This is a genomic window from Acinetobacter sp. F9 (genome assembly GCF_019195275.1).
Classification (GTDB): Bacteria; Pseudomonadota; Gammaproteobacteria; order Pseudomonadales; family Moraxellaceae; genus Acinetobacter; species Acinetobacter pseudolwoffii.
Genome location: NZ_CP078068.1, coordinates 2275739 through 2295930, shown reverse-complemented (window position 1 = coordinate 2295930; position 20192 = coordinate 2275739). Strand labels below are relative to the sequence as shown.

Sequence of the window (20192 nt, the reverse complement as noted above, 5' to 3'; positions counted from 1 at the left end):
GAACTTAACCAACAAAACCCAATCTTAACACCTCGTGCTAAGTTACTGTTTTATCAGAAGTTTTAATCTTCATCACTGCCGATGGATGTGCATTCTACAGGATTTCACACCCAACACAACCCCTATTTCTAAATAATTCAGCAAAAAACCAACGACTGTTTATTTATTCTACAAAAAGTGCAGGTTTTTCTATTTTTTGAGCATTAAAGGTACAGAATTTGATAAATGAGTTAAAAGTTTGTCGGTTTTATCTTGTTCTTGAAAGCGTAAAGGACGGCAATCAATGTATTCACAGTAGCCACCTTCCCCATTTTCGTTCTCTTCATTTATTTTGACCTGATAACTAAAACTTCCAACATAGCCCGCGGCCAAACCAAATTTGAAATCACCGCGACTTTGCCCTTGTACCCAAATACAGATACCATCTTTAGCTTCGTAACACCATTCAAATTCACGTGGCAAATACATATTTTGCCCATTCGGCGTGGTGACGCGCGGATAGACACGATGAACTTTAAAATACACTTTTTGGTCAAACATCTGAGTCTGCATCTTGTTTAAATCACGCAAATACATCCGAGACTGAACAATACTATTCACTCCATCCCGAATTTGCGCCAACAGTAGCTGCCGGTTTTCACTCAGGTTAATAATTTGATAAGTCAGGAAGGCCAAAGGCAGATAAGGGAAATTGAAACTTCGTGCATATTCAAAACTTCCGAGGCTATCAATATTATATGTCTGTTGTTTATATTTTAATGTGCCCTGGCAATAGCACAGCAAAGACCAGTGCTCGGCAAGTGAAAACCTCACCTGGCTAAAGTGGGAAATGAGCTGAGTGGTATGAATGCTTAAATCGAAACTGAGTTCCGAGTCAAAACGCTGCAAACGAAAATGAGGAAAGGCCCCACTCAGTTGCTCCCGATCTAAAAACTGAAATAAGCCAGCATCAAAGTTACAGTCCTGCTGTACTGAATAACGATGCAGTTGGCCGACCATATGCGAACTCGTGCTGCAAATCACCGTAGCGGTATCCAGTGCGTTGGTTTGAATTGCACTGGGATTGGCCAGCATCGGTGCATTCGGCTGCCCGATAATGCTGAGAAAATTTAGATAGTGCAGCGGCGCCGGAAGTCCAGGAATCATCAAACCTTGATGAATAATCTTATATTTTGAGTTGGGGCCATGATAGGCAGGATAATGCGAAACAGTTGGAGTCTGATTCAGCTGTTTCGAACGATCTAAAAAATCTTGAAGAAACCGCATCTCAGACTCCTTATATTTTTATAATCTACTCGATCTTTTTGCCATAAAGGTGGTCACAAAACCAGATAAGGCATAGAGAATAGAAATTACCAGAATGCCGACAGGAATATTATAAGTCATCGCAGCAAAGACAAATACGGCAATTGGTAATACAAAAAACGGAACGCGTTTACGCTCTACGGTCTTGAATGAATAATATTTGATATTAGAAATCATCAACAAGCCCACCGCAATAATGACAACAGCATTAATGATCTGAATGGATGCTTCACGAATATCAAAAATTTCAGGAAAATCTAAACCGACCCAGACCAGCGAAACAATCATGAGAGCCGCCAATGGACTGGCCACACCAATAAAATAACGCTTGTCTACCACGCCAATCTGTACGTTAAAGCGGGCCAGACGAAAAGCAGCACAGGCGGTATAGACAAAACAGGCGGCCAGACCAATCCGGCCTAAATCACTCAAACCCCAGCTATACATCAAGATCGCGGGAGCCACACCAAAAGCCAGCATATCGGAAAGCGAATCAAACTGTTCACCAAACGGACTTTGCGCACCAATCGCACGCGCCACACGCCCATCCAAACCATCCAGCAAAGCCGCAATAAAAATTGCATAGATCGCTTGCTGGAAATTGCCATTCATACTGGCAATAATGGAGTAGAAACCTGCTAACAACGCAGCGGTTGTAATCAGGTTAGGCCATAGATAGATGCCTCGACGCTTAACTTTCTGCCCTTCCTGGGTATGTTCCTCTTCTTCCACCTCAAAGGTGATGCCATCAAAAGGCAAGTCTTTTGAAGAGTCGCGTTCCGGTTTGCTTATATTTGTCATTCTTGTCGATCCTAGCTATGACCTGTGCTTTGAAAAAATTATTCGCCGACTAACCAGCGAACTGCAGCGTGACCACCATTTTCACTCATGCGAAGATGTGGGAATAACCATTGTAGTGCTTCATCTGCATCTTCAGAGAATTTCCAAGGCGGATTAATCACCAGCAAACCACAACCATTCAAGCCGACTGGGGTGTCATCCGGCCATACACAAACTTCACACACCAGTTGACGGCGGATGCCGGTCTTGAACATTTTTTTCTCGAAGCGTTCAATCATGGCACGGTCTTTAATTGGATACCAAACAGCAAATACACCTGTCGGCCATTTCTTATAAGCGGCAACCAGCAATTCTACCAATTGTGGAAAATCTTTACGCTCAAGCTCATAAGGTGGATCGATCATCACCAGACCACGTTTTTCTTTCGGCGGAATCACCCCCAAAAGACCTTCATAAGCATCACGCTCATGCAAGCCGGCACGCTTGTCAAAAATATTATGACGAAGTTGCTGAAACACATCACGCTGCATTTCAAAAATGGTCGCTTTATCAATCTCGCGCATGCCTTCCAGGGCAAACCAAGGTGAACCAGGATAAGCACCCTTACCAAAGTTTTCACGCATTTTTTCGACAACTTTCAAATATTGTTGTACGCCTTCAGGTGCGTTACGCTTGATCGAATCATCCAGTTTAACAAGACGATGAATGCCGTTTAAGAACTCACCTGATTTTTGCGCTTCAGCAGTCGATAAATCATATTTACCCGCACCACCATGTGTATCTACATAGCGATAAGGTTTGTCTTTTGCATTCAGTCGAGTCAACAACTGAAGCAATAAAACGTGCTTCATGACATCGGCAAAGTTGCCTGCGTGGTAAGAGTGACGGTAATTCATGTTTCATTAATTCCTAATATCAACAGCTATTTTAACATGAAAAATAGTTTCGTTCAGGCACGATTCTTACACTAAAATAGCGAACCTGTTTTGCCACACTATCGAGAATTGAAAAAAATGGAAGCTGTTATCATCCCAGGGGATTGGAATGTTGATCAAATCTTAGATGATTTAGATCAACATGGCTTTAGTATTGTTGACGATGCTTATTCTAGCGAATATCAACATGCGGTAAGTCAGGAATGCTTAAGCCACTTAAACGAATTTCGTAATGCAGCCATTCAAAATGGCGTCGTCAGCAACATCCGTAGTGATCATATTCTTTGGTTACGACCTGAATTTCAAATTTCCCACCTACACACCCAAACCCTGCAACAGTTTTCTCAAGCTTTAAACCGTGCGTTTTATTTAGGCATTAAAGAAATCGAAGCACATTTTGCCTGCTATCACGCTGGCGAGTTTTATGCGCTGCATCGTGACAATCCTCAAGCTAAAAATGGCCGAATGATTTCCAGTGTGTATTATCTGCATGAACAATGGCAGGCAGATTGGGGGGGTGAATTGCGTCTGCAAGATAAAAATGGCCAGTGGCATATTATTCAGCCACAGCCGAACCGGATTGTACTGTTCCAGAGTGATTTGTTACATGAAGTTTTAATTTCCAAACAGCAACGTCTATCCATTACGGCCTGGTTAAGAAGCGATACAGCCTTAATCTAATGCTCGCTCATGCTTTAAATTTATTTTTTTAACCTCATATAGCCATTATTGAGAAATGAGGATTGCGTTGATGCGATTAACAACCAAGCAGATTATTGAGCGACTGGGTGAAACTGACCAATTGTACTTAAAAGGCAATACGCCAGAATTAACGCTTGAACGTGCTGATCTTCGTTTACAGCTGGTGACTTTAAGTGAGCTGCGTCAGGAACAGCGACATTTCCTGCAAGAAGCGATTGTCTTACTTGAACAAGGCCGGGTGGAATTTGAAGAAATGCCGCTGCGCATGTATATCAATTTATCCTTGCATCTGGCCAAGGCTTATATGATGTTTTTTGAATTGACCAAAGAGCAGCATTTTGCCCTGATTACCCAGCAAATTCTTAAGCCGATGGTCAGTTATGAACATGGCGATATTTATTTTTTACTGGCCTATGCCAGTGCCAGTAAAAATGAGCCAGCCCTGACACGTCACTGGTTAGGTAAATACACCAAAACGGCTGAATGTGAGCTGGAGTTGTTGCAGCATCATGCCTTTAGTGATTATCGTCAACAGGAATGGTTTATCAAAATATTAAAAAGTAAAATGCATTAAGCTTAATAGCGTCAAAGAAAACGCCTCATTTGAGGCGTTTTCTTTTGAGCATCACTTTCATTTTTTAAGTAATACCAAGATATAACACAGTTAAGCAGGCTGACGTCTGTAGGCATCCATGTGTAATTGCTGGTTCAGCTCATCCACCCAGATTGCCCAATCATCATCCTGTACCAGATGACTAATCAATAATGAACGCTGGGATTTATTCCAGAATGGTGCCTCATGCAAGGACAGGCCTGCTGGAAGCTGATGAGTCCGGATATACAACTCAATGGCAGCAGCGCTATTGGCCAGACCGAGTTGAGAAAATAACATTTCTAAGGATGGTTGGTTCTTCATGAGCATGTCGCCCTCCTTATATCAGATAAATTGTAATTATTTATAGATCTAACTTATAAGATAAGACAAAAAAAACCTAGTCATTTCACTAGGTTTGTTGTTTCTTTTTGTAGACTATAATTTAAACACCTTGCTTGTCACTTTCGACATGTAACAGCTGGTTCAGTTTGTCAATAATCACAATCCATTCATCATCTTGATGCCAGTGCTCGCGTAAGAATGCACTTTGGCCCTCACTCCAGAATTCGGCATCCGGTAAAGCGACTTCAGATGGCAACTGATGGGTATGGGTGAATTCATTAATTGCGGCTTCATCAGAAGGCAAACCCAATTGTTCAAATAATAATTCTAAAGTTGGCTGTTGTTCGAACATGATCCACTTGCTCCTGTTATATGCTCTAAACTAAAAATAAGACCTTTACCATCCCTAAAATAAGAACTGGCATAAATCCTTAAATACTCATTTATAAATCACATGACCCAGAACCTTGGGCTTCGCTATGTAATTGTTCATTCAGGACATCAACTAAAATTGCCCATTCATCATCTTTTTTCCACTGACCAATCAGGAAATCATGCTGGGATTTCGACCAGAACGGCGCCTTGTGCAAAGGCACGTCCATGCCAATTTGATGGGTCTTGATAAACTCATCAATCGCCTCGGGACTCGAGTCCAATCCAAGTTGCTGAAAAAACATTTCTAACGTTGGGTGTTGATCAAACATCTTCTTCACCTCGCCTTTTATTGGATTATTTATGTTTTTTAGCTTAGTCCAAGCTTAAGCAAGATTCAGTTGCTGCTGCATCACAGCATGTTATTTTTTGTTCATCAAAAAAATAGAGAGATAAAAAAAGCACCCCGAATGGAGTGCTCTTTCAACTTAATCTAAACGATCAAATTATTTAAGCATGTCAGCAATCGCTGCGCGCTCTTCTTCAAGTTCGTTCAATGTAACATTGATACGCTCACGGCTGAACTCGTCGATTTCTAGACCTTGAACGATTTTGTATTCACCGTTCTCAGTCGTTACAGGGAAACCGAACATAACGCCTTCAGGAATACCGTAAGAACCGTCAGAAGGAATACCCATGGTTACCCATTCGCCATTTGTGCCAAGAGCCCAATCGCGCATATGATCGATTGCAGCGTTTGCAGCAGAAGCAGCAGAAGACAAACCACGCGCTTCAATGATGGCAGCGCCACGCTTACCAACAGTCGGAAGGAAGGTGTTTGCATTCCAATCTTGGTCGTTAATCATGTCTTTAACGCTTTCGCCATTAATTGTAGCGAAACGGTAGTCAGCATACATTGTTGGAGAGTGGTTGCCCCAAACTGTAAGATTTTTGATGTCTTTAACCGCTTTAGCGGTTTTAGCAGCAATTTGAGATGCAGCACGGTTGTGGTCAAGACGTAACATTGCAGTGAAGTTTTTCGCTGGAAGATCTGGAGCAGATTTCATCGCGATGTAAGCATTCGTGTTCGCAGGGTTACCTACAACAAGAACTTTAACGTCACGGCTCGCAACTTCGTTAAGTGCCTGGCCTTGACCGATAAAGATTTCGCCGTTCACTTTAAGCAGATCAGCACGTTCCATACCTGGACCACGTGGACGTGAACCAACTAATAACGCGTAGTCAGCATCTTTGAATGCAACTTTAGGATCATCAGTACCGATCATGTCTTCTAGTAGCGGGAATGCGCAATCTTGAAGCTCCATCATTACGCCTTTAAGCGCTTGCTGAGCTTTCTCAAAAGGAACTTCGAGCAATTGCAAAATCACTGGTTGATCTTTACCTAGCATTTCGCCGCTTGCGATACGGAATAATAGGCTGTAACCAATTTGACCTGCAGCGCCAGTAACGGCAACACGAACTGCTTGCTTCATCTAATTATCTCCAATTGAGGATATTCAACGCGATTAAATAGTTAGTATTTAATCTAATAATCGTAAACGCGAAAGATTGTACTCCAATCCTTTGCCGGATGCATATAAAAGAGGACGGATTTCATCTAAAGTCTGATAGGAAATATAAATTAAACCGGCAAAAAAGCTCAGTATGTTCCTTTTATTGTGACAGTTTTTGGGCATGTATTAATAATGTTGGCAGGACAGGATTTATAATTGCCATTTTTGTGATAACAGACTTTGATCGAGGTCAACACGCTGCTAGCTTGAGTAAGCTGGCAATTAAATCTCAAAGCATTGGCGGGTAATTGCGGATTAATTCTCACAAATTTCACACGCAGCGCATCGACTGATATGGTGATATTTTCCTGTTCAGTCAGCTCTGCCGGCACTTTAAGCCGGTCTGCATAATTGATAATCGTCCGGAAATATTGGCTGGCATTCATTGGAACACAGCCGCCGATGTTGCGCCACAAAATGGTCCGGGTATTTTCATCCGGCATAATTCTGGCCACCACCTTGGACTGAAGTGGTGAAAGTTTCGCAGAGCTATTGGTGGTACAGTTTTCTGACGTAGCCTGAGGATATAAGCCGGAAATATTCAAGGAATAGCCTTCCAGACATTTTCGTTTCTTTGCATATTCAGGGTACAGGCTACATAAAGCCGGCACCATTTCTACATCCATGACATAGTCTGTCGGCATGGCGAATGCTGCCGGACTGCTGCCCAAAAATACAAGCGCTGCCCATTTCCCCCAAACTCGACGATCCTTCATTATTTTCATGAATAAATCACCATCCCCAATAATTTTAATTTTATTGTGTATTACGTAATGGTATCAGTTGCATACGCTTACCCACGGACTGTGCACCCTGTCCTAACAAGAGACCGTAATGTGTGGCATTGGTCATGACATGTTTCACATAATCTCGGGTTTCAAGTAAAGGAATACTTTCAGTATATTGATCTGCTGCCATGCCCTGAAATTCTGGCTGCCAACGGCGGGCACGGTTTGGTCCGGCATTATAGCCTGCGGTTGCCAAGACTGGGCTGTCGCTGAGCTGACGCTGAATGGTCGATAAATAAAAGGTGCCATAACGGATATTGGTATTCATATCGGTGAGAGCTGCCGGATTATAAGCCTCACCCATTTGACGCGCCACCAGCTTGGCAGTATCTGGCATGATTTGCATCAGGCCACCGGCACCCACATGTGAACGTGCCACGGTATTGAAACGGCTTTCCTGACGCATCAAGCCATAAGCCCAAGCCGGATCGATCCCGGCATTGCGGCTATGACTGACCACGTAATTCTGGTGCGGCATTGGATAACGATAATTGTAGTTATGTTTGTTCACGGTGCGGTCAGCTGCATAAATGGCCCGATCATGCCAACCCATGTCCATGGCACGCTTTGCTGCGGCCAGCAACAGCTCATCATCTTTCTTCAGATAGGCCTGACGCACTGCCCAGTTCCATTCACGGTTAATGTAGTTATTCGGTGCACTGATATTACGTAGCGTGAACGCACGACGGAAATGAATATCCTGATTCAAACGTTGCATGGCCTGATTCGATGGCTGAATTGGATTGGGTGTGCTCGCAATCAGCTGTCCCAACTTGTCGCGTGCCAGAAGATTGTGATAATCATCCCCGGCGGCCAATGTACGATAAATACTCTCTGCAGTTTTCTTTGAACTACGATCTGCACGCTGCTCACTGGCACGGGCCAGCCAATATTGCCAGCGATCTTCCTGTTTCTGATTGACGCTCATGGCATCAATCGCACGGATTAGGCTTTCCCACGCACTAAAACGGATGGCCTGACGCGCATAAATCTCAGCTTCTTCCGGACTAAATGGCAGACCATAACTGGCATCAAAGGCATTTAACACTTCCCGGTTAAAGTTGTTCTTCATGACTGTGGTTCCACCGACATACCCCACAGCTCGGTATAAGGCACGTTGTACTTGTACCGGTGTGCCTTCAGCAGTCCGTTTCACAATGGATAACGCCGAGTCCAGATCACTATCTGCCAGACGTCCCAGTGCATAAATCAGATAAGCATGTTCTGCCGCACTGTTTTTCGGTGCAGACCATAAATAATTGGTTGGATTGGCCTGAATCGAATTGAGTTGTGCTAAAGACAGATTCAGACCGATTCCTTGCGCAGTGGCAATAGCCTGACCTGACTGACCGGCACGCAATTGTACCCAAAGTCGCTGTTGGCGGTCTTCTGCCGTCATTAAAGGGCTAGAAAGCATCATTCGACCAAGTCCAGTACAAGAATCCGGTTGGCTATTGGTGGTTAGCCAGACCTCTTTAAACTCGGCATAAACCAGCTCATCACCGGCTTTGGCACGAACTTGTGCTACGGCACAGGCTTCAGCTGGATCAGCATTGGTCACATAAGGCAATACCGGTTGAGCCGTGGTGAAATCTGCCATTTTGACTTTTTCTTCGACATAGTCCGCTGCCAGCTTTTCAGCCATCGCAGATTGCGGGTAGCGCTGAGCAAAACTGACAATTTGGCTGGCAGGTTGCAAGGCAAGATTCTGGTTTAAAATCCAGTATTCCGGATAATAGCCTAAAGCATCATTCTGCATGGACAGGCGATATTGTTGTAATAATTCAGTATTACCTGCATTGGCCGCACGTAAGGCATCGTTAAATTGCTCTTCAGCTGCATATGTACTTGCTGAACAGATACACGCCACACTTAACGTAATTAATTTATAATATTTATACATATTTTCAGTGTGTTTCAACATCCCTTTGCCTTCTCTCATCGATTCTGTGCCTAGCCTATGTTGCTTATCATAAGAGCTTTGTTGAAATATTATAAGCAACTGTATTGTTCAGTTATGTAACCTTATGATTAAGCAATATTAATCTACAGACAATTTTTACCCATAAATCAATATTTTTCCACGTTTAATTTAAGCTATAAGTTTAAGCGACTTTCCTGCTAAAATATGCGCCTTCCCATATTTCAGTCCGTGAATTGAATTGTTATTCACCTGTTTGATGCGTCAATCAGGCTGTTCGTTCACTCTTTCAACGTATTACCTTGTAGGAGCCTACATGACGGTTCAAACCTTCATTCCGAATGGTGCCCCAGCTGCCTCAGAAAACACTGTTACCCAGCCAGCGCACACCCCTGTCCATGAGATTGCAGTAAAAAAACTGTATATCGAAACGCAAGGGTGTCAGATGAATGAGTACGACAGTCACCGTATGGCAGACCTGTTAGGCGATTCTCATGGCTATGTGCTGACCAACGATCCTAAAGATGCCGATATTCTGCTGATGAATACCTGCTCGATCCGTGAAAAAGCCCAAGAAAAAGTGTTTTCCGAGCTGGGTCGCTGGCGCAAACTGAAAGACAAGAATCCGGATCTGATTATCGGGGTTGGCGGCTGTGTGGCGTCTCAGGAAGGCGACAACATCCAGAAACGTGCCAATTATGTCGACATGATTTTTGGCCCGCAAACCCTGCACCGCTTGCCACAAATGCTGGATCAGCATTTTGACCAGATCGAAAAACCGAAAAAAGAAAAAATCAAACTGGTAGATATCTCCTTCCCGGATATCGAAAAATTCGACTTTCTGCCTGAACCGCGTGTTGAGGGCTATAAAGCCTTTGTTTCGATCATGGAAGGCTGTTCAAAATATTGTTCGTTCTGCGTGGTGCCTTATACCCGTGGTGAAGAAGTGTCTCGCCCACTGGATGATGTATTGGCTGAAATTGCGGGTCTGGCAGAAAAAGGCGTGCGTGAAATTTCCCTGCTGGGTCAAAACGTCAATGGCTATCGTGGTGAAACCTTTGAAGGCAATATCTGTACTTTTGCCGATCTGTTGCGTTTAGTCGCGGATATTCCGGGCATTGGCCGGATTCGTTATACCACTTCGCATCCACTCGAATTTAATGATGACCTGATCCAGTGTTATCGCGACCTGCCACAAATGGTTTCGCATCTGCATTTGCCGGTACAAAGTGGCTCGAATGATGTGCTTCAGGCCATGAAACGTAACCATACCATCGATGTCTATATCGAGAAAATTAAAAAGTTACGCTCAGTTCGTCCCGATATGCATTTATCTTCAGACTTTATCATTGGCTTCCCGGGTGAAACTGATGAGAACTTTGCAGAGACCTATCAATTTATTAAAGATCTGGATTTCGATCATTCTTATAGTTTTATCTATTCAAAACGTCCGGGTACGCCTGCGGCAGAACTGGAAGATACCATTCCGGAAGATGTCAAAAAAGAACGTCTGGCCAAAGTTCAGCAATGGATTAAACGCTCGAGTATTGACAAAACGGATGCCATGCTCGGTAGCATCCAGCGGGTACTGATCGAGAAAGTCTCTGATAAAGATCCGAATATTCTGGTGGGTACGGCGGACAACACCCGTTATGTCAACTTTATTGGTGATCCTGCCTGGGTAGGTCGCTTTGCCGAGATCGAAGTGACCGAAATTAAAACTTTGAATTTAGTTTATGGTGAACTCTTGAATCTTGAGCCTGACGTGGCGTAATGTAGAGCATATAACGTACACTTCATAAGGAATACTCTTTGACTGCAGCGATTCGACGTACAGTAGCTTTTCCTGGGATTTCAATGGACCGTATCCAAGCGATGTTAGGTGCTTATAACGGTCATTTGAAGCAAATTGAACAACGTTTAGATGTCAAAATCTCCCATCGCGGAGAGAGTTTTATTGTGGATGGTGGAATCGATGCCGTTGAAAGAGCCGAAATGCTCTTGCAACGTCTACACGAAGAATCTGAACAGAGCCAGCAGATCAGCGCAGATACCCTGCACCTAATGATTCAGGGCAGTCAGACTGACCGTGAACTCCAGCAAGATCTAGAAGACCAAGAACATACCGGCCTGGACAATGTCTGGTTACAAACCCGTAAAGGCCGGATCAATCCGCGTGGTGCCAACCAGAAACGTTATGTACAGCGTATTCTGCAAAGTGATATTTCTTTTGGTATAGGTCCTGCCGGAACCGGTAAAACCTATCTGGCTGTCGCTGCTGCTGTGGACATGCTGGAACGCAATGAAATCCAGCGCATTCTACTGGTGCGTCCTGCGGTCGAAGCCGGTGAAAAACTGGGTTTCTTGCCAGGGGATTTAAGCCAGAAAATCGATCCTTATTTGCGTCCATTGTATGATGCTTTGTATGAAATGCTCGGCTTTGAGAAAGTGGCCAAGCTGATCGAACGTCAAGTGATTGAGGTGGCGCCACTCGCTTATATGCGTGGCCGTACCTTGAATCATTCTTTCGTGATTCTGGATGAGGCACAGAACACCACCCCTGAACAGATGAAAATGTTCCTGACCCGTTTAGGTTTTGGTTCTCGAGCGGTCATTACTGGTGATGTGACGCAGGTGGATTTACCGCGCGGCCAACAGTCTGGTCTTTCACATGCCCTGCGTGTGATTGATAAAATTCCTGAAATTCATATCACCCGTTTTCATTCTCGTGATGTGGTTCGTCATCAACTGGTACAGAAAATTGTTGAAGCCTATGAAGGCTGGGACAGTGATCAGCAGCGTTTAAGTGCAGAAGCACGTGCAGAACGTAAAGCACGTCAGGACGCCTTGATCGCTGAAAATAATGCTGCCGCAGATGCACAGCATTAAGCTTTCAATTTAAGGATTTGTGTTGAAACTTAGTCTTTCCTTACAGCAGGATTTTCAGTCACCTGAACTGGTACTAAAACGTGCCTCTATTAAAAAAGTAGTCGAAACCACTTTAGGTCATATCGGTACGCAAAGTAATTGCGAAATCGGAATTGCCTGTGTCGATCATGATGAAAGTCATAAACTGAATCTGGAATATCGCGGCAAAGACAAATCGACCAATGTCCTGTCTTTTCCGAGCGATCTTCCAGATGAAATGGCGCAATTTCTGAATGCCTTTCCCATTGGCGATCTGGTGATTTGCATTCCTGTGGTACTTGCTGAAGCGCTTGAGCAGCAAAAAGCGCCGTTGACGCATTTCACCCATATGCTGGTGCATGGCACCTTGCATTTAATGGGTTATGATCATGAAACATCAGATGAAGATGCGGAAGAAATGGAAGGCATTGAAATTGAAATTCTGGCCAAACTGGGTTTTGAAAATCCTTATCTGGAACGAGATTAAGATTTAAAAGAAAATGAAGGAAGCGAGCTGAGGCTCGCTTTTTTAATGCTTTATATTCGCTCTTCTTCTAGGAGATGAGAAGCCTCAGAATATATTCTGAGTTCGCAAGGGAGAGGTTCTAATACCTGTTAAAACCCCTCTCTCTAACTCTCTCCCAAAGGGAGAGAGAACTAGAATGAATTAACGCACTTCAAACTCTGCTTCAGCCGGATCAAAACGCCAGGTTCGGATAATCCGCAATTCAGAAATTTCCTTCATTTTGGCATCAAACGCACCAAATGGCGCCGCTTTACGTACAGAAGATTTCGCAGCCTCATCCAGCATGGCATGTCCTGAACTGTCAATTAATCGGATGGCACGAATCCCGCCATTCTGATTCAGGATCACCATCAGACGAACTTCACCTGCCAGATTCTGCTGCTTGGCAGCTTCCGGATAATACTGATTGCCATAAAACTCTACTTTCTGACGGAACTTTTCCAGATAGGCTGCAGAGACATCCTGCTTGGATTGAATGCCATCCACAGTTTTAATTTTTTGCTGACGACTAAAATTTTGCTGACGCTGTAAATATTGCGCTTCCAGACTGGCCACCATGGCTGCTTTGGCCTGAAACTGGCTTTGTAACTGCTCCTGCATTTTTTTACGCTGATTTTCTTCTGCCTGTTTTTGCCAGCTCAAGGTGGTCATCAGCACTTTTTCTTCAAAACTGAGTTCCTGTTTCTGTTGCAGCAGATCCGGACTTTCTTGTTGTTCTTCCCCTGCCTTCTGCTCTAACAAAGGAGATGGCATATCACTCGACATCCGATGCGCTTCTCGAAACTTGCCAGACCCTTGCTGGTCTGTCTGGGCCAGAAAATCAGCGTGTTCAATTTTTTCATCTGTTTGTCGCAAGCTGACTGCAATTTCTTTGGTGCTGGTCTCCCGATCTTGCGGCATACCAAATTCCAGTGTCAATACGATCAAATGCAGAATGCCTGCGGTGAGCACGGCACTGCTAAACACTGGATCTTTCCACCAGGTTCTGACCAGAGGCATTAATATCATTGTTTATCACATTACCCAAACTCAGTCCTGAGTTCAGTTCCCCAAAAAAGTATTTTAAAGATTAAAAACAAACAAATTGGGCATTTCTATTTTAAAAATGCCAAATCCATCAAATCTTCAACGTTACATAACTAAAACTATAAAAATGGTGCTATTTATTTTGCTAAACTTCAAGCTTGAATACTTGTATTTTTCATACAATTCGACAAGATACACTTCGAGTCAAAAATAAAGTTGCTAGGATGCTTCAATATGCAAACGCTAATTTCCAATATTTCCAACCGAATCCGCCAAGTGTATCAGAGGGCGGAAGGATTTATTGAGGATGAGCGTGAATTCCCTTTATCGCAAGTCTTCTTAAATGCAACTTTTCAACGCTTTGTCACCGACAATGTCGATGCACTGAAAGACTTACACGCAGACCTGCATGAAGACTGGCTGCGTCTCTACGCGACACTAGACTATAAAGGCCTGAATATCACTTTGTCGGTAGACTTGAAGCTGGTTCAGATGGAACTGAATAAGACCACCCAGCTGATTGTATTCGAGCAAATCAGTGATACACAGCTTATTGACGCCAAATATCCAAATCTGTTGTATAAGCTTGGGGTGCGTTTTGCCCTGTTCTTCTATCAACGCATCTTGAACAAAGATCCATTGGGCATGATTCTGGAAAAACTTGGCGTTATTAAAGTCATTGATGACTTGCTGTATCTGGACTTGAACCGCTGGTTAGGCAAAAACCGTTCGATTATTGACACTCTAGGAAAAGTTCATGTGAATCATGCAGTGCTTCGCGAAGCTGAACTGGTGGTGATTGGTAATGTGAATCTGGCAGCCCTGTTTAGAAAACTTTCTCAAGACAGAGAGGAAAATTGGAATGAAGACGAAATGGACGATAACCTAGTGACCCCGATCAAACAGAAAGATCCGTCTTGAATACCATCCAATCCCGTTTTTTGAACTTTTGTTGAAAAAAACTACATGAAAGATACATTTTTGCTAGAAATATCCCTTAAATTTCCATATTTTGCCTAAAGAATAAAAGCTACAACAAGTAAGATGTTTTGCCCGTTTAACCAATATAGGAAAATGACTAATGGTGAAGACTGTATTTAAGACTTTAGCGATGACCACAGGTCTAAGCGGTGCAATACTGTTGACTGGTATTTCTAGCCAGGCTTTTGCCATGACGCCTTTCCAAGCCAATTATCAATTTAGCTATAATGGCAAGAATATGGGTTCTGCCACCCGTACTCTGAGTAAATCTGGCAATAACTGGACTTACGTCTTTGCTGCAAAAGCCGGTGGTATTGCTTCAGCAACTGAAACCAGCCGTTTCACCTTTAATAACGGCAAGATTGGCTCCAGCAGTTTCAGTCGTAGCAGTAAAATCCTGGTGCATAACAACACCATGAGTATTAACTTTAATCCTTCCAGCAAAACCATCAATACCAGAAAAGATGATGAAAAGCGTTCTTTTGCCTGGAGAGCCGATGTTCTGGATGAACTGAATGCGGAATTACAAATTCGTGAAGATCTAAAAAATGGTGGCTTAAAATCGAATTATTATCTTGCTGATGCTAAAGAGGTCGAAGGCCGTAAGTTTGTTCGACAAGGTTCAGAAACGGTCAGTACCAAATATGGTTCTTTTAATACCATCAAGGTGGTGATGAAGCATAGCAAGCCGGGTCGTGAAACCATCTTCTGGCTGGCACCGAAACTTGACTATCTGCCAGTCAAGGTTTCGCATGTAGACAAGAAAACCTCTTATGGTTTGCTATTAACTGACTATAAAGGTGCAAGCAACTAAGATTTTGGTGAATTTCACTTGATTTTTTCCGGGTGCTTTTTACAATACGCTTTTGCTTGAAAAAGCACCTGCTCTTGAGGATTCTCCCGTGCATGCACTAGAACAGAAAATCTTGGCCGAAGGCATCGTTCTCTCTGAAGAAGTTTTGAAAGTGGATTCTTTCTTAAACCACCAGATTGACCCAGTCATGATGCAATTAATTGGTCAAGAATTTGCGCGTCTGTTTAAGGATGCTGGTATCACCAAAATTATTACGATTGAAGCATCAGGTATTGCACCTGCAGTGATGGCAGGTTTAGAACTTGGTGTACCTGTCATCTTTGCACGTAAATACCAGTCTTTGACCCTGAAAGATGATTTATACCGCTCTAAAGTGTTTTCATTTACCAAACAGACTGAAAGCACCATCGCAATTTCAAATAAACACATCAGCTCAACCGACAAGGTTTTAGTGATTGATGACTTCCTGGCGAATGGTCAGGCGGCGCTGGGTCTGGCCGATCTGATTCATCAGGCCAATGCAGAAGTGGTCGGGATTGGTATTGTGATTGAAAAATCATTCCAGCCTGGTCGCGACTTGCTGCTTGAAAAAGGCTACCGTGTGGAGTCACTGGCACGCGTAAAATCTTTGGCAAATGGCACAGTTGAATTTGTTCGCGACTAAGCTCGACAATCAATTTTAAAAGAGCGCTTATGCGCTCTTTTTTATTTTGTCTATCTGATGAAATAAATTAAAAATATTCAAAGCTCGACTCTAGTTCAATCTAATGTGTTATTCATGATTCCTGACTTGATCCTAGATAAATGGCTTACTTTTAAATTCGAAGTGATTAAACCTCTAAAATAGATCGTGTCATAAAATAAATAATTTTTCTATCCGATGAATAAACAACCAGTTATAGCAATTTTATTATAAGATAAAGAGGTCTAACTATCTGCAAATAATTAGACCTCTGTTCACCTTGAACAAGAGTTTATTTAACCGTCACAGTAATACTGCCGCTATTTACAGCACCGATAGCGGTAGTTGTGATGCTATTGTTAATAGCAGTTTGAGTTCCTTCTGCAATCGCATTGACAGAGGCATCAATGGTACCCGCATTATAGGCAATGTTCGCGACACTATAATTGCTTAAAGTTTCATTGATCTGCTCACTATAGTTGGTAGACAGTGATGAACTTACAACTTCCGAGAGATCTGAACTATCCGCAACCTCGGATAACTCTTCTAAGGTTTCAGAATTATTCGTTGCACTGGTGACTTGACTGAAATCATAGTCATATGTTTCATCTGATACGTCTGATATCACCTGATTGAAGCTGCCTTGCTCAATCGTGATACTACCTGTGTTCGCTGCACCAATTGCAGTAGTTTCAATTGTCCCTTCAATTGAACTAATCGCATCTGGTACTTCTCTTACTGCTCCTGCAAGTGCTTCTAAATCAACGCTTGCATCAACATCACCTGTATTCACTGCCAGATTCAGCGCAGAACCATTTTCAACCTGCTGAGAAATAGAATCCAGAGTAGCTTGTAAACCGGTATCTACTTCCACATTGGTTTCTTGAGCATATGCCATCCCCGCACTAGACAGAAAGGCGACGGATAATGCGACTGTTTTGATCGTGTTTTTCATCATTGTTCTTCCTACTGTTATTTTGAAGTACCTCTCGCTAAGTACTTCTTCTGACAATGGGAGCGAGCCCATTTTCAAATCTTTTAATCACGTTGAATATTAGACCAGTAATTCTCCACTACCTCTGGATTGGCATCCCATAAACTGGATGACTTCTCCTCAGCTTGTTCTTTGTTGGCTTGTTCTTGAACATCTTTTTTGTCATTTATTTTGCTTGTCGGAGATGGGCGCTTAGTCTTACTAATATATTTAATCAGTTCCTGTTTGCTCATTTCAGGCTCGGCTTCAGGATTCTGAATCACCTCAGATTCTTTCTGCTTAGGCGGCTTGGTATCTTTGCTGGGTGAATTGATCGACTTGTTTTTTTCATTGGATGAATCTGCCTGACGTGAGGCCGATTCCTGAACAGGGTTGCTGGAATCGGTACTGATTTGTTGCTGATTTTTCTTATATTTATGCAAGGCAACAGAACTGCGAGTGAGATCTAAGCGACCAAATTCAGGTGGAATTTCCGCACGGCAACTTGCAAACACTGCCGGTGGCACGACCTGACTGAGTAATTCAAAAGTGGCCAGGTTCAACATTTGGCGTAAGGCAAAATTAGTCGCCTCTCGTTCTCCCTTGCCAATTTGAATATTTAACAGTGTACGACCCGCGAACCTGCCTGCACTAAGACCATAATCCTGTGCAGCAATCTGCTTTTGCAAGGAAACATTACCCACCACTTTACTGCTGCGGGTATCGGTCAGAGATAAATCCAAACCGACCATAATACGGGTTTGACTGTAATTTGGGCCAACTCCGGCAATTTGCATGTCAAACCCCCCACCCGGAATAAAATCCAGACTGTTAATACTGCCGGTGACATAATAATCGGAGGCCTGAATTTGCCTTGGATCACGAATCCCCCACTTGGCTTCACTTTCGATAATCCGGGGATCACGTCGGTTCATTAAACTGACGCCCGCCTGAAACAAGGCAGACTGCACCATATCTCCCGCACCCTGGGTCACCATTTTGCCACTTCCGCCATTGGTGACTACGTCTTTACCGGTTTGATCCAGAATCGCGCCAACAGAAAAACTCACATCACTACGCAGTTGCCCTTTGAGGCAGGAGAGCGCCATATCAAAAGGGGTAAAAATATCGGTAATGGGTGGTCCTTGCACCAGACTAACTGCTTTCTTGTTTGAGGGAGCTAAACCTGTACAACCTGTTAGAAACGAGCTAAAAAAAACAGGAATACTCAGAGAAAATATATATTTTCGGGTTAAGGAGAAATTCAGCATAGCGACTCTCCTGATTGAGTACTTAAATTAGGACAGCGCTGAGCGTTTTGATTGGTATTTGAATTGACAGGTGCTTCATTGAGTAATTCACTCGAAATATCGATGTTGTTGTCTGAACCTTCGACATTGATATTGTTGGTGGGTGTATTTACGGTACCTATAGAGGTGGTTGAGGTACTGTAAATAGTGGTTCTACCTAATCCAGAATAATAATCGGACTCCTTGAGCTCGATCAGATTGGCTTGAACTAGATTTTCATTGGAGCGGGCACTTGATGATTTCCAACGCTGCGTCCACTCATCAGATGTGGCATAAGCATTGTTTAAAAAACAAAAACATAATAAACCCAGATTGATGACTAATATTCTCATAATCTTAATATCCTCTGATCTAAGATATTTATTTAATTCTTGGGTTGAGTAAGATTAAATTTATCTGAAAAATATTAAATCACATAAAAAAATGAAAAGTAGAATCCAGCATTATTCATATATTTATTTATATTGATTAAAAAACCCATATATTTGTTTTTATTTATAATAATTATTTTTGTTATATTTTGTGATTTGTAAGAAATCATTATATCGAAAATATATGAATATAATAATCATCTAAAAAACTTGATTAAAATAATATATTTTTTATCTTATCAATAATAAATAAATTATCTAATCACGACCCAAATTATTATTTATTTTAATTTTAAAAATCTGTAAATTTTTATTTTATTAGAACTTCTCATTAATAATAATAAATATCACACTTTATTAAAAATACAATTAATCAATGAGAATGAAAACCACTTATAAAAAAATGCCGATTTTAAGCTGTTTTTTTGATAAAAAATGCCAAATAGCTTTAATGAATCCTTTCTGTTTGCAAGCTTTTGAGAGCAGCCAGCAAACCGTCAGCTGCTTTGAATATAAAGAAATGGCCAATCAGGCCTGTGTATAGATAGAGTACTGAGGAAGAAAAACCTCCAAAATCTTATAGTGTCCTGCATGATCGAAATAATTCAAAAATGACTCACGCAGATAAAAATAAATATATTTACAGCTGAAATACAATGTTTGAGCGTTAATTCAACTAGAATCAGGAAGGTAGGAAATGCTCCTGACCTCAGGATTCAGCATGTATATATGCTGTTGCAGCATATTATGAAGAGCTGCTGATCTAGAGAAAATTGCATCTCCTCCATAAACTTAAAACAAGTGAATACCAATCCTTGATGGAAAAACCTATGCAATGTCCTAAATGTGGTTCCACTGACATCGAACAGCGTGATCACGAACAGAATTTAAAGAAAATTGGTGGCATTCTCATGAGCTCGGCAGGTGCTACTGCGGGTACAGTCGGTGGTGCTGCTTCTGGCGCATCCGTTGGCGCAGCGATTGGTACTGTTGCTGGCCCCTTAGGTGTAATTTTAGGTGGGACAGTGGGTACTTTTGTCGGGGCAATCAGTGTTGGCATTACCGGTGGCGTAATAGGGAATTTCCTCGGCAAAAAAGCCGGGATTTCCGTCGACCGTAATTTATTCTTGGATTATCAATGTTTAAAATGCAAACATAGATTTATTCAAAAAGATCAAAAAGATCAAAAAGATCAAAAAGATCAAAAAGATCAAAAAGATCAAAAAGATCAAAAAGATCAAAAAGAAGATTAATATCATGAAGGAAA

Annotated in this window: 22 protein-coding genes; 9 read left to right on the top strand and 13 right to left on the bottom strand. The window is 42.4% G+C overall.

The features are described from left to right. Positions 1-189 precede the first annotated feature (189 nt). Genes KT990_RS10950 through KT990_RS10940 form a run of 3 tightly spaced genes read right to left on the bottom strand, consistent with a single transcriptional unit; the run spans position 190 to position 3002 of the window. Positions 190-1266, bottom strand: coding sequence for a DUF6670 family protein (locus KT990_RS10950; protein ID WP_180083445.1), 1077 nt, complete (start codon positions 1264-1266; stop codon positions 190-192). A gap of 18 nt (positions 1267-1284) precedes the next feature. After that, complete coding sequence (pssA, locus tag KT990_RS10945; protein WP_005094042.1) at positions 1285-2106, bottom strand: CDP-diacylglycerol--serine O-phosphatidyltransferase; 822 nt, start codon at positions 2104-2106, stop codon at positions 1285-1287. 38 nt (positions 2107-2144) lie between these two features. Next, positions 2145-3002 (bottom strand): 23S rRNA (adenine(2030)-N(6))-methyltransferase RlmJ, encoded by an 858-nt coding sequence (locus KT990_RS10940; RefSeq protein ID WP_005094045.1) that lies wholly within the window; start codon positions 3000-3002, stop codon positions 2145-2147. A 117-nt stretch (positions 3003-3119) separates the two neighbouring features. Between KT990_RS10940 and KT990_RS10935 the strand changes: the two genes are divergently transcribed. Both KT990_RS10935 and KT990_RS10930 read left to right on the top strand, forming a co-directional pair. Then, the gene (locus KT990_RS10935; RefSeq protein ID WP_100357803.1) at positions 3120-3722 is read left to right on the top strand and encodes a 2OG-Fe(II) oxygenase; all 603 of its coding nucleotides are present in this window, start codon (positions 3120-3122) and stop codon (positions 3720-3722) included. A gap of 70 nt (positions 3723-3792) precedes the next feature. Further along, a complete protein-coding gene (locus tag KT990_RS10930; protein ID WP_218208779.1) occupies positions 3793-4317 on the top strand; it encodes a hypothetical protein in 525 nt (174 codons plus the stop codon). A 90-nt stretch (positions 4318-4407) separates the two neighbouring features. On the opposite strand, the gene KT990_RS10925 is transcribed toward KT990_RS10930, so the two are convergent. The 6 genes from KT990_RS10925 to KT990_RS10900 all read right to left on the bottom strand — a co-directional run bounded on the left by KT990_RS10925 (position 4408) and on the right by KT990_RS10900 (position 9317). Then, complete coding sequence (locus KT990_RS10925) at positions 4408-4665, bottom strand: DUF2789 family protein (protein WP_005094049.1); 258 nt, start codon at positions 4663-4665, stop codon at positions 4408-4410. A 115-nt stretch (positions 4666-4780) separates the two neighbouring features. Further along, positions 4781-5035, bottom strand: coding sequence for a DUF2789 family protein (locus tag KT990_RS10920; protein WP_034608346.1), 255 nt, complete (start codon positions 5033-5035; stop codon positions 4781-4783). An 88-nt stretch (positions 5036-5123) separates the two neighbouring features. Next, the gene (locus KT990_RS10915) at positions 5124-5384 is read right to left on the bottom strand and encodes a DUF2789 family protein (RefSeq protein WP_005094053.1); all 261 of its coding nucleotides are present in this window, start codon (positions 5382-5384) and stop codon (positions 5124-5126) included. Between the two features lie 174 nt (positions 5385-5558). Then, entirely contained in the window at positions 5559-6545 is a 987-nt protein-coding gene (locus tag KT990_RS10910; protein WP_218208778.1) for a malate dehydrogenase, read from the bottom strand. 167 nt (positions 6546-6712) lie between these two features. After that, the gene (locus tag KT990_RS10905) at positions 6713-7351 is read right to left on the bottom strand and encodes a hypothetical protein (protein ID WP_005168674.1); all 639 of its coding nucleotides are present in this window, start codon (positions 7349-7351) and stop codon (positions 6713-6715) included. 31 nt (positions 7352-7382) lie between these two features. Next, entirely contained in the window at positions 7383-9317 is a 1935-nt protein-coding gene (locus KT990_RS10900) for a lytic transglycosylase domain-containing protein (RefSeq protein ID WP_218209384.1), read from the bottom strand. A gap of 334 nt (positions 9318-9651) precedes the next feature. Between KT990_RS10900 and miaB the strand changes: the two genes are divergently transcribed. Genes miaB through ybeY form a run of 3 tightly spaced genes read left to right on the top strand, consistent with a single transcriptional unit; the run spans position 9652 to position 12729 of the window. Next, positions 9652-11109 carry a tRNA (N6-isopentenyl adenosine(37)-C2)-methylthiotransferase MiaB gene (gene miaB, locus KT990_RS10895; RefSeq protein ID WP_005094063.1) on the top strand — a complete coding sequence of 486 codons (1458 nt, stop codon included), beginning with the start codon at positions 9652-9654 and terminating at the stop codon, positions 11107-11109. A 38-nt stretch (positions 11110-11147) separates the two neighbouring features. Beyond that, on the top strand, positions 11148-12224 hold the full coding sequence (locus KT990_RS10890) for a PhoH family protein (RefSeq protein WP_005094064.1): 1077 nt from the start codon (positions 11148-11150) through the stop codon (positions 12222-12224). Positions 12225-12246: 22 nt separating this feature from the next. After that, positions 12247-12729, top strand: a complete 483-nt coding sequence (ybeY, locus tag KT990_RS10885) for an rRNA maturation RNase YbeY (protein WP_100329342.1) — start codon at positions 12247-12249, stop codon at positions 12727-12729. A 180-nt stretch (positions 12730-12909) separates the two neighbouring features. On the opposite strand, the gene KT990_RS10880 is transcribed toward ybeY, so the two are convergent. Continuing rightward, positions 12910-13767: an energy transducer TonB gene (locus tag KT990_RS10880; protein WP_005094077.1), complete on the bottom strand. Its 858-nt coding sequence runs from the start codon at positions 13765-13767 to the stop codon at positions 12910-12912. 261 nt (positions 13768-14028) lie between these two features. Here KT990_RS10880 and KT990_RS10875 point away from each other — a divergent pair, with 261 nt between their 5' ends. From KT990_RS10875 to KT990_RS10865, 3 genes are all read left to right on the top strand, one after another. Continuing rightward, positions 14029-14715, top strand: a complete 687-nt coding sequence (locus tag KT990_RS10875; RefSeq protein ID WP_159138916.1) for a hypothetical protein — start codon at positions 14029-14031, stop codon at positions 14713-14715. Positions 14716-14905: 190 nt separating this feature from the next. Beyond that, on the top strand, positions 14906-15589 hold the full coding sequence (locus tag KT990_RS10870; protein WP_370982144.1) for a DUF3108 domain-containing protein: 684 nt from the start codon (positions 14906-14908) through the stop codon (positions 15587-15589). 88 nt (positions 15590-15677) lie between these two features. After that, positions 15678-16253 carry a xanthine phosphoribosyltransferase gene (locus KT990_RS10865; protein WP_005094083.1) on the top strand — a complete coding sequence of 192 codons (576 nt, stop codon included), beginning with the start codon at positions 15678-15680 and terminating at the stop codon, positions 16251-16253. Positions 16254-16563: 310 nt separating this feature from the next. Here the strand turns inward: KT990_RS10865 and KT990_RS10860 are convergent, their stop codons facing one another. From KT990_RS10860 to KT990_RS10850, 3 genes are all read right to left on the bottom strand, one after another. Then, the gene (locus tag KT990_RS10860) at positions 16564-17226 is read right to left on the bottom strand and encodes a hypothetical protein (RefSeq protein WP_034608358.1); all 663 of its coding nucleotides are present in this window, start codon (positions 17224-17226) and stop codon (positions 16564-16566) included. Between the two features lie 83 nt (positions 17227-17309). Then, positions 17310-18515: a CsgG/HfaB family protein gene (locus KT990_RS10855; RefSeq protein ID WP_100357806.1), complete on the bottom strand. Its 1206-nt coding sequence runs from the start codon at positions 18513-18515 to the stop codon at positions 17310-17312. Beyond that, positions 18509-18886 carry a hypothetical protein gene (locus tag KT990_RS10850; RefSeq protein ID WP_005094089.1) on the bottom strand — a complete coding sequence of 126 codons (378 nt, stop codon included), beginning with the start codon at positions 18884-18886 and terminating at the stop codon, positions 18509-18511. Before KT990_RS10850 ends, KT990_RS10855 begins: the two co-directional genes overlap by 7 nt. 869 nt (positions 18887-19755) lie before the next feature. On the opposite strand from KT990_RS10850, the gene KT990_RS10845 reads away from it, so the two are divergent. Continuing rightward, positions 19756-20178: a hypothetical protein gene (locus KT990_RS10845; protein WP_100329343.1), complete on the top strand. Its 423-nt coding sequence runs from the start codon at positions 19756-19758 to the stop codon at positions 20176-20178. The last annotated feature ends 14 nt before the right edge of the window (positions 20179-20192 follow it).

Coding starts and splice junctions, on each gene's coding strand:
- KT990_RS10950 (WP_180083445.1), bottom strand. CDS start 1,266: ATGCGGTTTCTTCAAGATTTTTTAGATCGTTCGAAACAGCTGAATCAG.
- pssA (WP_005094042.1), bottom strand. CDS start 2,106: ATGACAAATATAAGCAAACCGGAACGCGACTCTTCAAAAGACTTGCCT.
- KT990_RS10940 (WP_005094045.1), bottom strand. CDS start 3,002: ATGAATTACCGTCACTCTTACCACGCAGGCAACTTTGCCGATGTCATG.
- KT990_RS10935 (WP_100357803.1), top strand. CDS start 3,120: ATGGAAGCTGTTATCATCCCAGGGGATTGGAATGTTGATCAAATCTTA.
- KT990_RS10930 (WP_218208779.1), top strand. CDS start 3,793: ATGCGATTAACAACCAAGCAGATTATTGAGCGACTGGGTGAAACTGAC.
- KT990_RS10925 (WP_005094049.1), bottom strand. CDS start 4,665: ATGCTCATGAAGAACCAACCATCCTTAGAAATGTTATTTTCTCAACTC.
- KT990_RS10915 (WP_005094053.1), bottom strand. CDS start 5,384: ATGTTTGATCAACACCCAACGTTAGAAATGTTTTTTCAGCAACTTGGA.
- KT990_RS10910 (WP_218208778.1), bottom strand. CDS start 6,545: ATGAAGCAAGCAGTTCGTGTTGCCGTTACTGGCGCTGCAGGTCAAATT.
- KT990_RS10905 (WP_005168674.1), bottom strand. CDS start 7,351: ATGAAAATAATGAAGGATCGTCGAGTTTGGGGGAAATGGGCAGCGCTT.
- KT990_RS10900 (WP_218209384.1), bottom strand. CDS start 9,317: ATGTATAAATATTATAAATTAATTACGTTAAGTGTGGCGTGTATCTGT.
- miaB (WP_005094063.1), top strand. CDS start 9,652: ATGACGGTTCAAACCTTCATTCCGAATGGTGCCCCAGCTGCCTCAGAA.
- KT990_RS10880 (WP_005094077.1), bottom strand. CDS start 13,767: ATGCCTCTGGTCAGAACCTGGTGGAAAGATCCAGTGTTTAGCAGTGCC.
- KT990_RS10875 (WP_159138916.1), top strand. CDS start 14,029: ATGCAAACGCTAATTTCCAATATTTCCAACCGAATCCGCCAAGTGTAT.
- KT990_RS10870 (WP_370982144.1), top strand. CDS start 14,906: ATGACCACAGGTCTAAGCGGTGCAATACTGTTGACTGGTATTTCTAGC.
- KT990_RS10860 (WP_034608358.1), bottom strand. CDS start 17,226: ATGAAAAACACGATCAAAACAGTCGCATTATCCGTCGCCTTTCTGTCT.
- KT990_RS10855 (WP_100357806.1), bottom strand. CDS start 18,515: ATGCTGAATTTCTCCTTAACCCGAAAATATATATTTTCTCTGAGTATT.
- KT990_RS10850 (WP_005094089.1), bottom strand. CDS start 18,886: ATGAGAATATTAGTCATCAATCTGGGTTTATTATGTTTTTGTTTTTTA.
- KT990_RS10845 (WP_100329343.1), top strand. CDS start 19,756: ATGCAATGTCCTAAATGTGGTTCCACTGACATCGAACAGCGTGATCAC.